At 60.8% G+C, this 13,019-nt stretch carries 10 protein-coding genes and 1 other RNA gene; 4 read left to right on the top strand and 7 right to left on the bottom strand.

All coding sequences use genetic code 11. From position 1 onward, the window contains the following. Nucleotides 1-85 precede the first annotated feature (85 nt). The 5 genes from AKL25_RS17865 to AKL25_RS17885 all read right to left on the bottom strand — a co-directional run bounded on the left by AKL25_RS17865 (nt 86) and on the right by AKL25_RS17885 (nt 6,827). Complete coding sequence (locus AKL25_RS17865) at nt 86-1,831, bottom strand: type 1 glutamine amidotransferase family protein (RefSeq protein WP_050479057.1); 1,746 nt, start codon at nt 1,829-1,831, stop codon at nt 86-88. Nucleotides 1,832-2,023: 192 nt separating this feature from the next. Then, nucleotides 2,024-3,937 carry a TRAP transporter large permease gene (locus AKL25_RS17870; protein ID WP_050479058.1) on the bottom strand — a complete coding sequence of 638 codons (1,914 nt, stop codon included), beginning with the start codon at nt 3,935-3,937 and terminating at the stop codon, nt 2,024-2,026. Nucleotides 3,938-3,971: 34 nt separating this feature from the next. Then, a complete protein-coding gene (locus AKL25_RS17875; protein ID WP_050479059.1) occupies nt 3,972-5,009 on the bottom strand; it encodes a TRAP transporter substrate-binding protein in 1,038 nt (345 codons plus the stop codon). 84 nt (nt 5,010-5,093) lie between these two features. Continuing rightward, the gene (locus AKL25_RS17880; protein WP_050479060.1) at nt 5,094-5,972 is read right to left on the bottom strand and encodes an SMP-30/gluconolactonase/LRE family protein; all 879 of its coding nucleotides are present in this window, start codon (nt 5,970-5,972) and stop codon (nt 5,094-5,096) included. A gap of 21 nt (nt 5,973-5,993) precedes the next feature. Next, nucleotides 5,994-6,827, bottom strand: a complete 834-nt coding sequence (locus tag AKL25_RS17885) for an NAD-dependent epimerase/dehydratase family protein (protein WP_050479061.1) — start codon at nt 6,825-6,827, stop codon at nt 5,994-5,996. A 605-nt stretch (nt 6,828-7,432) separates the two neighbouring features. Between AKL25_RS17885 and AKL25_RS17890 the strand changes: the two genes are divergently transcribed. After that, complete coding sequence (locus AKL25_RS17890) at nt 7,433-7,906, top strand: nuclear transport factor 2 family protein (protein ID WP_050479062.1); 474 nt, start codon at nt 7,433-7,435, stop codon at nt 7,904-7,906. Nucleotides 7,907-7,925: 19 nt separating this feature from the next. Beyond that, a complete protein-coding gene (locus AKL25_RS17895; RefSeq protein ID WP_050479063.1) occupies nt 7,926-8,516 on the top strand; it encodes a TetR/AcrR family transcriptional regulator in 591 nt (196 codons plus the stop codon). Between the two features lie 2 nt (nt 8,517-8,518). On the opposite strand, the gene AKL25_RS17900 is transcribed toward AKL25_RS17895, so the two are convergent. Together AKL25_RS17900 and rnpB are read right to left on the bottom strand one after the other, a co-directional pair. Next, nucleotides 8,519-9,664 carry an enoyl-CoA hydratase/isomerase family protein gene (locus AKL25_RS17900; protein WP_050479064.1) on the bottom strand — a complete coding sequence of 382 codons (1,146 nt, stop codon included), beginning with the start codon at nt 9,662-9,664 and terminating at the stop codon, nt 8,519-8,521. A gap of 77 nt (nt 9,665-9,741) precedes the next feature. Further along, nucleotides 9,742-10,074, bottom strand: an RNA gene (gene rnpB, locus AKL25_RS18030) — RNase P RNA component class A. A gap of 254 nt (nt 10,075-10,328) precedes the next feature. On the opposite strand from rnpB, the gene AKL25_RS17905 reads away from it, so the two are divergent. Together AKL25_RS17905 and AKL25_RS17910 are read left to right on the top strand one after the other, a co-directional pair. Beyond that, nucleotides 10,329-11,498, top strand: coding sequence for a branched-chain amino acid ABC transporter substrate-binding protein (locus AKL25_RS17905; protein WP_050479065.1), 1,170 nt, complete (start codon nt 10,329-10,331; stop codon nt 11,496-11,498). A gap of 164 nt (nt 11,499-11,662) precedes the next feature. Further along, on the top strand, nt 11,663-12,943 hold the full coding sequence (locus AKL25_RS17910) for a D-amino acid dehydrogenase (RefSeq protein ID WP_050479066.1): 1,281 nt from the start codon (nt 11,663-11,665) through the stop codon (nt 12,941-12,943). Nucleotides 12,944-13,019: the final 76 nt, after the last annotated feature.

Genomic DNA, 13,019 nt, shown 5'->3' on the forward strand with positions numbered 1-13,019 from the left:
AAACGCTCCGGTGAAGGAGCATGATTAAAACAAGCAAACCCGGTTGCCCGGCTAACAACGGCAAGCGCCGTTCCCACTGGGGAATTCAAGAATCAGATGCGTCATCCTTCCTGTGCAGTTCGGCATCCTTGGCTATTTCAGCCAACTTCCTTTGCAGTTCGGCATCCCCAGCTATTTCAGCGAACTTCGCCTCACTCTCCCGCTTAATCCTGAGCCAATCCTGAAACATAGGCATCACTTCAGCGGCTCCATGTCGCTGCTCATCTGACAGCATCACTGAAGCTTCTGGAGCCGCCATAACAGGCTTAGATTCTTGCGTGGTGAGCGGAAGGCTGGCTCTCTTTGCCTCCGAGGATATTTGGGCGCCGACGGCCTGACCACGAATGCCGATGTTCTGGCCATGGGAGTCAATCTGCCTTGCACCGCTTGACGTCCTTGATTGGTTGGCAGAAAAACCAAACTGGATAGGCGGTTGGCCTACGCGCCTGAGCATGGGCCATATTTCACGAGGCAGTGTCACGCCGCGAGATTTCGCATCCCTATCCATGAGATCCATGTGAAGCTGTCGCTTGTTGGCGTGGGTCTGCATTGATTGCACAAAACCCGTTAAAACATTGTCGGACCATGCGATCCCCTGAGCAGAAGCCTTATTACGCGCACGACTACTTGCCCCATGGATTGCCTCCGGATGCGAAGTCACACCTATCATTGGCGCTCCGTACCGGGTTTCAAAACCTTCCGGATGTCCGTCTTCAAGACTCAACGCCGACACAAGCAATTCGGATTCGTTGTTTCCGGCAGGTAATGCGCTCTTCTTAGCCGGCAAACGCTTGACGCCTTTTATCTCTGCAGCTGTTTCGACGTCGCCTTGCGGGTCAAGCGCAATGACCTTCTCATGCGTGGAATTCACTTTATCCACTCCAGGTGCTCGCGACCCCTCCGGCCACTTTCCTGGCGTGACAACAGGCAGTTTCGGCACCGCTCCAGCAAGTATCGTATGAACATCTGGAAATCTCAGTCCATGCGCCTGCTCGGCCAATCCGCTCTGGTGAATTTTCTTACTATCCTCATCCAGCATCTCTTCTTGGGCGCTGAATCCCCTCGCCATCGATCGTGATCCGCCACATACCGCCAGTATGGGCAAGCCTGTGTTGCGCGCATATCTGATCATTGCCTGCTCATGGATTTCGCGTGTGACGGCGTCTCTCTCATTAAGCTCTGCTGCAAGTTTTTCATCTAACCCTAGCTCCTGGACACGTTCTTCATCCAGCGTAAGCCTATCCTGCCCCCCCGGGATGTACAAGCCGTTTGCCGCAGCAAGATCGGCCATCAGACAAGCGCGGGCAAGCGCGCCCTGCTGTGCGTCTGCAGCGCTTACTTCGGCCTCCGGAACTCCCTGGGTTTTATCATAGACGCGCTCACGAGCGCGGAACAATACCTCCAGCTCGTCGACCGAGAGCTTTATGGGGGGCACTTTCTTTATGGGGCGGTGCTTGACCTCTTCATCGGGTACGAAAGCTCTCTTGTCATACCCATACGCTTCGCGATAACTGATCGCCACCGTTACAGGCGATGTTGATCGCCTGTTAAAAATATCATCGATTCGCTGCCGCTCTGCTGCGTCCATCACGATGCCTGGCTTTCGTTCTACGTCTGGAATGGCATCATCTTCGTGCGCCGCCTTCACCTCGCCGGACGTAGGCGCCATGGGCAGGGGAGGATACGCGCTCGGCGCTGACCTCTTGGACTCATCTCCGCCGTCGCCGCCATCTCGCGCATGCCTCGCAACTTCACGCGCAAAGCTCGAATTGGAAGAAAGGCCAAGCGGCATACCCGGTCCCGGCTGTGGGTTACTTTGCTGCGGCACCGCTGCGTGATTGCCGATAACAGCCGCGCTATCCCTGACTGCTGCTGGTCGAGGTTCTCTTTCAGGTCGTCCGGCAGATCTCATGATTTTCCCTTCTTAAAAGGTCCAGGCAAGCATAATGAATCCCTTTCTTCCGCCAAGCTTTCAAGAGCATGCTCAAGAAAATCCGAAGCGCCGCGGCAGCCACAAACTCAGATCCGGCCAGACGATGATCACCACCAGCGTGACCAGCAGCATCGCCAGATATTTCAGATACGGCTTCACCACATCCTGCAAACGCACCTGGGCGATTGCGCAGGTCGCATACATCCCCAGTCCGAACGGCGGCGAGAACAGGCCGATGCCCATCGAAATCACCAGGATAATGGCAAAGTGTAGAGGATTGTAGCCAAGCTGTACCGCAATGGGCGTAAGCAGTGGTCCGAAAATGATCAGCGCCGGTGCGCCTTCCAGCACCGCGCCGAACAGGATCAGCGCCAGCACCGAGATCAGGATGAACATCCAGCGACCATAATCGTGAGCCAGGCTCACCATCAGTTCGGCCAGCGCATGCGGGATCTGTTCCACGGTCAGTGCATACGCCACGCTGCTGGCGGCTGCCACGATGAACAGCACCATGCCCGACATCGACGCTGCATCGACGAACAGCTTCACCAGCACCTTGCGGTTGAGTTCGCGGAAAGCCAGCCAGCCGACCACGATCGCATACACCACAGCGAACGAGGAAATCTCGGTCGACGTCGCCACGCCGGAAGCCACGCCCTTGCCGATCATCACGATCATGATCAGACCTACCAGCGCGCCGCCGATCAGCTTGCCCATCGGACGCGGCTTGATGAAGACGACGCTGACGTCGACCTTGCGGCCGGTGTAGTACGCCAGGATGGACAAAGCGATCGCCATCGCCAGCGCCGGCAGGATCCCCGCGAGGAACAGGCCGCCGATCGACAGATTGGCGACGAAGCCGAGGATGATCATGTTGATGCAGGGCGGAATCGTCTCTGCCATGATGGCCGAGGCTGCCAGCAGGCCGGCGGCTTCGTTCGGATTCTGCCGGGTCTGGCGCACCGCCGGCATCAGGATGCCGCCCACGGCGGCGACGTCGGCCAGCTTGGAGCCGGACACGCCCGAGAAAAAGGCCATCGCCGTCACCATGATCAGATTCAGGCCGCCGCGCAGACGCCCGAACATGCGCAGCAGCAGTTCGATCAGGCGCGACGACATGCCGTTGCACTCCATCACCATGCCGGCCAGGATGAAGAACGGCACCGCCAGCATGACGAAGTGGTCGGTGCCGGCCGCGACCTGCTGGGCGAACACCATCACTGACAGAGACGGCTCCAGCAGGAAGAACATCAGCGCGCCGAAGGTCAGCGAAAACGCAATCGGCACGCCCGCCACCAGACAGAACAGGAAGCCGAACAGCAAAACGTGCATCGGCCTCAGCGCATGATCGGGCCAGAACTCCTGTAAGGCCAGCACGCCGCCGACCACCGCCAGGCCAAGCAAACCCGACACCAGCGCATGGCGGCCGAACTTCTTCAGCGCATGCGTCATCGCGAACACCGACAACAGCAGGCTGCCGATCAGCACCGGCAAGACAAAAATCGTCTGCGGCAAACCGGAAGGCGTGGTCTGGTCGTTGGAGATCTCCAGCAGCAGCCAGGTGGTGTAAGCCAGCGACATGGCGACAAAGGCGATCACCCAGTCGCACAGCCGGAGGATATACGGCAGCCATGATTTCGGAAAAACGCCGCGCAGGCTGTCGATGCCGACGTGGCGGCTGCGACCCAGCACGCTGGCCGCGCCGAAAAACACCAGCGTGATCATCAGCGCGCGCGCCACTTCTTCCGACCATTCCAGCGGATCGTGCAAGGCGTAGCGCCAGATCACCGAGAAGAACACCACCAGCACATCGACCGCCAGCACCGCCGCCGAGGTCAGCTCCAGCACGCGTTGCAGGCGCGGATAATCCACCACATCGTTGGGCGAGGCGTGCAGCGACTGAATCGCATTTTCGACTGCTGCAGCGTCTTCGGGCGGCGCCAGCGGCGCGGTCATTGTCTTCATCATGGCTTCCTTTGGCTCCGGATTCGGCGCGACATCAGCCGCGCACGGCGACGATCTCGTCGACCACCGGCTTGACCGCCGGATATTGCGCAGTGAACTCGCCCCACAGCGGCGCCACGTCCTTGCGCAGCGCTTCGCGATCGACGGTCGAAACGGTCAGGCCAAGTCCCTTGAGTTTTTCAAAGGCGTCGCGCTCCATATCGGCGGCGCGCTGGCGTTGATACATGGTTGCCTCGGTCGCCGCATCGAGGAAGGCCTTTTGCAAATCAGCCGGAATCTTGGCGAAGGAACGCTTGCCGATCACCGGCGTCTGCGGGTTGTAGATGTGCTGGGTCAGCGCGCAATATTTGGCGACTTCGAAGAACTTGCCTGCCAACGCGGTCGGTGCATCATGTTCAAAACCATCGACCACGCCGGTCTGCAGCGAGGTGTAGATTTCACCGAAAGGAATCGGCGTCGGCACCGCGCCCATATAGCGCAAGGTGCTGACGAAATTTTTCACGGGCAGCACGCGGATCTTGGTGCCCTTGAGTTCCGCCACGCTGCGCACCGGATTCTTGGTGAACACATTGCGCGCCCCCAGCGAATATGCCCAGCCCAGCACCTGTACGCCGATGCGGTCGTACATCAGCTTGCTCAGGATGGCGCCGGCCTTGCCGTCCAGGGCGCGGCCGGAATGATCGAGGTTGGCGAACAGATAGCCCATGTCGAGCACGCCGATTTCCGGCACGGTAGTCGACCAGATCGACGAGCCCGAGATCATCATGTCGACGCTGCCGATGCGCACCTGGTTGACGACATCGGATTCCTTGCCGAGCTGATCGCTGGGGAAATAGTTGACGACGATCTTGTTGCCGACGGCGGCCTTCAGGTTCTGCGCGAAGCGGCTGTACCAGACATAGTGGGCGGAATTGGCGTCGAGCGGCAGCGTCGACGACATGCGCAGCGTGACCAGCGGCTTCTCCTGCGCGAAGGCGAGGTTGCCGGACAAACCCAGCCCCGTCGATGCGGCGGCGCCGATCGCCAGGCCGGTTTTCAGAAATTGTCGTTTGGATGCGTTGGTGGTGTTCATCATGTCTCCTGTAGTTTTATATAGGTCTACTTTTGCTTGCTGCTGATGCCTGTCCTTTGCTACCCACTGCCCTGCCTGGCGGTTCTATCCTTTCGCAAACGGTGTGTCCGGCATGCCGGCGACACCCGGATTCAGTGTCCAGACGATGCCCGCGCCGGCGTCGCCTTGCGGCGCGCCGAGGCTGATGCTGGTGACGATCATGGTCTTCAGGTCGTCGCCGCCGAACGCGCACATGGACGGCTTTTTCGCCGGCACTTCGATAGCTCGATCGAGCTTGCCGTCCGGCGTGAAGCGCAGCAGGCAACCGGCGTCGTTGGCGCAAATCCAGTAACAGCCGTCGATATCCATCGCCGCGCCGTCGGGACGGCCGCGATGCTGGTTGAGATCGGCAAACACGCGGCGGCGCGACGGCGTGCCGCTGTCGAGGTCGTAGTCAAACGCCCAGACCAGGCGGCTGGCAGGATGCGAGTCGGACAAATACATGGTCTTGCCGTCGGGTGACCAGGCCAGACCGTTCTGCACGATCAGGCCATCCACCACCGGCGCCGACAAACCCGCTGCGTCATAGCGATACAACTTGCCGTCGGCGCGCGCGAGCGACATGTCAAGACACATCACGCCACTCCAGAATCGTCCCTGGCGGTCGCAACGGCCGTCGTTGAAACGCTGGTCGGCTTGCAGGCCGACCGGCTGTGCAAGCTTGTCCAGCAGCACGTTGCCATCGTCCTGCAGCGTCACGCTGAAGATGCCGGTATGCATGCCGGCGATCAAGCCGCCCGCGTCGTCGGGTGCGATGCACGCCACCATTTCCGGCAGTTGCCATTGCTGGTAAATGCCGTCGACGGTCTGGCGGCAAATCAGCTTGCGCGCAATGTCGACCCAGTACCAGGCCGATTGCGCGGCATGCCAGAACGGGCTTTCGCCGACGTCGTAACGGTGATCGTTGAGGGGAAGGGCTTGCATGGTGGATATCCGGGGTATTTTCTATTCGTATTGCGGACCGGCCAAAATGAACGGACCGCCCTGAAAGTTGCCGGCGTCGTCGGCCGGCGGCCAGGAACCGGTGAAAGGAAAACGTTCCGCGTAGGGATCGGCGGAATCGTGCGCCACGAAGCCGAGATGCCCGGCCTTGCTGTTGTCCCACCAGTTGATGCGATTGTCGGAAACGCCGTAGACGATGCTGTGGCCGACGCGCGGCGTGAACAGGGCGCAGCGCACCAGTTCGACGAAATCGTCGTAGCTCAGGTAAGTCGCCAGCATGCGCGCGTTGCGCGGCTCCGGAAAGCACGAGCCGATGCGCAGGCAGACCGTCTCCACGCCGAAGCGGTCAAAGTAGTAACGCGACAGCGATTCGCCGAAACATTTGCTCAACCCGTACAAGCCATCAGGACGCAGCGGGCTGTCGGCATCGATGCGCTCGGTGGTCGGGTAGTAACCGACTGCGTGGCTGGAGCTGGCGTAGACCACGCGCCGGATGCCGCGCTTGTGCACGCCCTCATACAAATTGTAGGTGCCCTGGATGTTGGCGTGCATCAGTTGCTCGAACGGCGCTTCCAGCGAACGGCCGCCGAAGTGCAGAACGGCGTCGACGCCTTCCAGCATGTCGTATACCGCCGCCTTGTCGGCCAGGTCGCAGACGGCGATTTCTTCACCCGCCGCCGCAGCGCCGAGATCGCCGATATCGGACAGCCGCAGCACCTCGGCCCATGGTTTCAGGCGTTCGCGCAGCAGCTGGCCGAGGTTGCCGGCAGCACCGGTCAGCAGCAATCGCCGGAAAGGTTTTGAAGGAGACGCCTGATGATCTTGCGAATTGCTCATGTCTGTGAATCGCCGTTGGTTGGACTACCGGCGCTGAGCAGGCGGCATTGATTTCCACGCAGACCGAAGCCGCGAAATCCTGCCGTATCACCCCGGCGCACGCCGGCCACTCAGCAAAGAAGGAACAACAACATGTCAGCGCGCCCTTGCCGCGGCACGCGGAACAGTCAGCTAACAGAAACGAAAGGACAGCGTAAAAGCATGCATGGAGTGTCTCCGGAGATATCGTTATTTTTAATTGGCAGTCATCGTACAACATGAAAATTTTGAATGCAAGGACATTCGATCCGCTATTTTTTTCACGCGTTGAGCTGTTTTTGAGAGCGTGATTATCGTCCTGAAAGCCGCACCCCTGCTGGCATCTGCAAAAAAGAATGACTTGCCTTTATGTCATCTGATGACTGATAACAATTTTTTGCCGTGATGCATCTCGCAACCCATCCGAAGTGCACAGTTCGCCAGCGCGGCGCGAAGCACAGTTGCGCACCGAAGTCCGATCGGCCGATTTGGCTTGCACCTGCTTTTAAGCCGCACTAGACTTTGTTTACCGATCGGTACAAAACGTTTTCACCGCAGTCCAACTTCATCTCAATGACAGGTGCCCCATGACGACATCCCGCCCTCCGCTTCCACCGTTCACGCGTGAAACCGCGATCCAGAAAGTCCGCGCCGCCGAAGACGGCTGGAATACCCGCAACGCCGAGAAAGTCTCGCTGGCCTATACCGAAGACAGCCGCTGGCGTAATCGCGCCGACTTCGTGCAGGGCCGCGAAGCCATCGTCGCTTTCCTCTCCAAAAAATGGGTGCGCGAACAGCAGTACCGCCTGATCAAGGAATTGTGGGCGTTCGAAAGCAACCGCATCGCGGTGCGCTTCGCCTATGAATGGCATGACGACTCGGGTAACTGGTTCCGCTCGTACGGCAATGAAAACTGGGAGTTCGATGAGAACGGCCTGATGCGCGTGCGCCATGCCTCGATCAACGACCTGCCGATCAAGGAAGGCGAGCGCAAATTCCATTGGGACCAGTCGGCGCCGCGCCCGGCCGATCATCCGAGCCTGAGCGACCTCGGCTTGTGATGAGAACGGTTCGTACCCAATGACCGACGCAACAATCGTCGCGAAGCCGCTCTCGCAACGCGAGGAACTGATCCCGGTGCTGGCTGAAATCTTCCGCGCCCACGGCTACGAAGGCGCCAGCCTGGCGCGCATTACCGAAGGCACCGGGCTGGGCAAAGGCAGTCTGTACTACGTGTTCCCGGGCGGCAAGGACGAGATGGCGAACGCCGTGCTGAGCCATATCGACGGCTGGTTCCAGCGCGAGGTATTCATCCCCTTGCGCGAAAGCGGCGAGGGCGAAGACGCCATGGCCGGCATCGCCCACATGTTCCGCGAGGTGCAGCGTTACTTTTTATCGGGACGCAAAGTGTGCCTGATCGGCGTGTTTGCGCTGGTCAACGTGCGCGATCGCTTTGCCGACAAGGTGAAGGATTATTTTGTGGACTGGGCGGCGGCGCTCAACGATGCCTTGCTGCGCAGCGGTCTCGATGCCGACGAAGCCGCCGGCTGGACCGAAGAGATACTGGCCGCCATCCAGGGCGCGCTGGTGTTGGCGCGCGCCATCGACGATCCGGCAGTGTTTGTGCGGACGCTCGATCGCTTGCAGCAACGCCTGCAAGCGACCGGTTAATATTATTTGCCGAGATCGGCCAGCGGATGCTCCGCCGCCGGCCACGGATCGGCGAAGAAACCTTCCACCCATGCCGGCGTCGCATCTACCAGGCGCGCCGGATTCCATTGCGGCTTCTGGTCTTTTTCCACGATCAGCGCGCGGATGCCTTCGACAAAATCGGGGCGCGCTGCGCAGTGCAGCGACACCACGAATTCGAGACGGAATACTTCCGCCAGCGACATGTAGCGCACGCGCTCCTGCAAGGTCAGCGACAGCCAGGCCGACCCGGGCGCACCGGCGCCGAGTGTCGCCACGGCCTTTTGCAACCAGGGATTGTCGCTCTTGAGGGCCAGGATGGCGTCGACAATGTCGGGCACGGTCTGGCCGCTGCACAGCGCATTGATCAGGTCGAAATTGTCGCGCAGAGCCGACGGCGCAAACGTCACGTCGGCAGCGACATCGCGCTCGGCCTGTTGCAGCACGCGGCCGAGCAAGGCCTTGTCGTCGCCTTCGCCCCAGTTTTGCAGCAGCAAAGCGTCGACGACTTTTTGCTTGTCGGCCTGGGCGATGCGATAGTCCGCCAGTTTGGTGAATTTGGCGTCCTCGGCATTCATCAGCGCGCCGGTCAACGCCAGGAAAGCGCCCAGCTTGCCCGGCACGCGGCTCAGGAACCAACTGCCGCCGACGTCGGGATACAGGCCGATGCTGATTTCCGGCATGGCCAGGCGCGAACGCTCGGTGACCACGCGATGGCTGCAACCGGCCATCAGGCCGATGCCGCCGCCCATGACGATGCCATGGCCCCAGCAAAGAATCGGTTTCGGATAGGTGTGGATTTCGTAGTCGAGCCGGTATTCGTGTTCGAAGAATTCGGCCGCGTAGCGATTGGCGCGGATGTCGTCGCGCGCCGGCGAGGCGTGATGTTCGCGCATGGTGCGATACAGCTGTTGCAGGTCGCCGCCGGCGCAAAAGGCCTTCTCACCCTGCGCTTGCAGCAGCACCATGGCGATGTCCGGATCTTTCGCCCACTGCCGCAACTGCGGCGTCAGCAAATGCACCATGTCGAGCGACAGCGCATTCAAGGTTTTTTCGGAAGCCAGCGTGGCGACGCCGATGCGGCGGCCATTCTGCGTGGCCAGTTCTTCAAACAAAACCGGTTGGCTCATGGGGATCCTGATTGTCTCTGAAAGCGTCTTGTGCGACCTCGCCGGCCTCGTGAACCGGGAGATCATTTATATAAATTAATTGAAGCAAGCCGATAGGCCGGATTCTGTTACGACGGTTGCCCGTTATGACAGCCATTCCTCTAGGCGCCGGATTGCTCCGGTGCTCAAGCTCTCTACCCGCACGCTCCGCGAGCAACATCAACGCGTGCCTATTTGAGATTGCTCCGAGTGGAGGTTACCGCGTTTCACCGTAACTTAATACGCTCGTCTCTGTGGCCCTGTTCCTCGCCTTATACCGGCTTGCGCCGGCTTTCGGCGGACGGCCGTTAACCGTCACCCTGCTCTATGGAGTCCGGACCTTCCTCCCGCCATCGCATGACACGATGACCAGCGGCTGTCTGGCTTGCTTCGGGCGCTATTGTAACGTGGAACGCCCGCCGTCGGGGGCCACAGCGGCCGGGCGCGCTTTCGGAAAATTTTTTATTGTATTTTTTCACTGCGATTCTTCAGAACGGTATTTGTCTTACCGATAACAGCAACTGGGACTGTGCGTTGTCGCTCCCTGTAGTATCTGTAACGCAATTGCTGCAACTGTATTGCTGCCGTGGAATGGAAAATAAGAAGGGATCAGCAAACCGACCCTCCATCCTCGAAAGGACATCCTATGAAACTGATCCGAGCGGCGTCGATTTGCCGCGCCCTGTCCTTTTCCCTTGGCATCGCCGCCCTGCTTGCCGTGGCGCTGGCGGCGCATGCCGAAGACCCGGTTAAAAAAGTCACTATCGGGTTCGCCGCACCGCTTTCCGGGCCTGCCGGCGCAGTCGGCCAAAGCCAGCAGTTCGCCATCGAAATGGCGCTGGCCGAGGTCAATGCACGCGAGTTTCGCGTCAACGGCCAGCAGATCGTCTTCAATTTGCTGGTCCAGGACGATCGCGGCGATCCACGCGCCGCGGCGCTGGTTGCCGACTACCTGGTGCGCTCCGGCGTCGTGGCCGTGATCGGCCACTGGAACACCGGCGCCAGCGTGGTCGCCAGCAAGATCTACCACGCTGCCGGCATCCCGCAAATCGCCCCCGGATCGAGCGGACGCATTTATACCCAGGCCGGCTACAAGAACGTCTTCCGCATCATCGGTCACGACGACGACGGCGGCATCTACGCCAGCCGCTTCGCGGTGCAAAACCTGCGCGCGCGGCGCGTCGCCGTGATCGACGACGATACCGATTTCGGCCGCATGCTGGCCAATCAGTTCGTCAAGGGACTCAGCCAGCAAGGCATCACGCCGGTCGCCCGGCAGTCGGTGAGCAGCAAGACCTCCGATTTCAATGCCGCGCTCAACGAATGCAAGGCCCAGAACGCCGACCTGATCTTCTTCGGCGGCCTGGGCCCGCAGGTGGCGACCCTGACGCACAGCATCAGGCGCATGACTCCCAATTCCCGCCTGCTGGCCGCCGACGGCACCGTCGGCCCGCTGTTCCTGCACATGGCGGGAGCGGACGGCGAAGGCACCTATGCATTGGCGTGGGGACAGACGCAGGAAAAGATGAACGGCTGGAAGAAATTCAAGGAAAAATACACCGCCCTCCATGGCGACCGCATCGAACTGTTCGCGCCTTTCGCCTACGATGCCGCCAACATGATCTTCGCCGCCATCCGCCAGGCCGATTCAACCGACCCGAAACGCATCGCCGCGACGCTGCATGCCATGAAATACACCGGACTGACCGGCGTCATCGCCTTCGACGACGAAGGCAATCTGGTCAATCCGGTCTATACCGTGTATCAGGTGCAGCAGCAGAAATGGATGCCGGTGCAGGCCTTCGGCGGGCGTTGAACACGCGACCGGCAGACCATGCCGATTCGGCATACGACAGCAAAATGCAGGCTGCGTATACTTGCAGGCTTGACGCTTGCTCTTGAATCTTATTCCCGGTGCTGCTTGCCGGCCGCCTGATCGGCGCGCTGCTCAGACACCTCTCCCCGCCACAGGAAACAACCATGCACATCTGCGTACTCGGCGCCGGCATCATCGGCGTGACTTCCGCCTACCGCTTGCTGGAAGACGGCCATCAGGTCACCCTGATCGACGCCCATCCCGTTGCGGGCGCCGGCACCAGCATGGGCAACGGCGCGCAGCTGAGCTATTCGTATGTGGCGCCGCTGGCCGATCCTTCGGTGTGGACGCACTGGCCGCACTACCTGTTCAGCGCCGACTCGCCGCTGACCCTGAAACCCAAGCTGGATCCCGCACAATGGAGCTGGCTGCTCAAATTCCTCGGCGCCTGCAATGCAGAGCGCGTCAAACGCACCACGATCGAGCTGCTGCAGCTGGCGTTTTACAGCCGCGATGAATTGACGCAGCTGCAGCAGGCCGCGCCGTTCGACTTCAGCCACCGCACCGCCGGCAAGCTGGTGATGTACACCGATCCCGCCGGCCTGGCGTCGGCGCGCAAGCAAGTCGCCTTTCAGTCGCAATACGGTTGCCGGCAGGAAGTCATCGACGCCGCGCGCTGCCTGGAGATCGAACCGGCCTTGGGCAATGCCGCCCGCAACTGGGCCGGCGGCGTCTACACGCCGAGCGAAGAAGCCGGCGACTGCGCGCAGTTTTGCCGGGGACTGGTGACGGCGATGCACGGCAACAGCGGCTTTCGTTTCATGCCCTCGACCACCGTTGCGCACGTGAACATGCAGGACGGCGCCATCGCGTCCGTGCAGGTCACCTCGCAGACGGGCGTGCAATCGATCGATGCCGACGCCTTCGTGCTGGCGCTGGGTGCGGACAGCGCCGCCTTCGCGCGCCAGGCCGGCTTCAGCCTGCCGCTTTATCCGCTCAAGGGCTACAGCATCACCGTGCCGCTCAACGACAGCTTCACGCAATCGGCTGCGCCGCAGGTTTCCATCACCGACATCTCGAAAAAAATCGTCTACGCACGCCTGGGCAATCGCCTGCGCGTCGCCGGCCGTGTGGAACTGGTCGGCATGGACAGGCACATTCCCGATCGCGCCATCAACGAACTGGTCGATGGCGCCAACGAACTCTTCCCCGGCAGCATTCGCGACCAGCGCGCTTCGCAGCTGTCGCCATGGGCGGGATTCCGTCCGGCCACGCCCAGCGGCGTGCCGGTCATCGGCGCCTCGCCGGTGAAAAACCTCTACCTGAACATCGGCCAGGGCGCGCTCGGCTGGACGCTCGCCTGCGGCAGCGCCGCCTTGCTGGCGGCACAGATCGGCGGCCGCAAGACGGCGATCGACGATGCGCCGTTCCGTTACGGGCGCTGATTTGACCGCATCATTTCCAGCAGTCAGCGTGATCGCCGGATTCCGAATACCATATCCCGACGACAAATAAAGATAC

The organism is Herbaspirillum rhizosphaerae (genome assembly GCF_001189965.1).
Lineage (GTDB): Bacteria > Pseudomonadota > Gammaproteobacteria > Burkholderiales > Burkholderiaceae_D > Herbaspirillum > Herbaspirillum rhizosphaerae.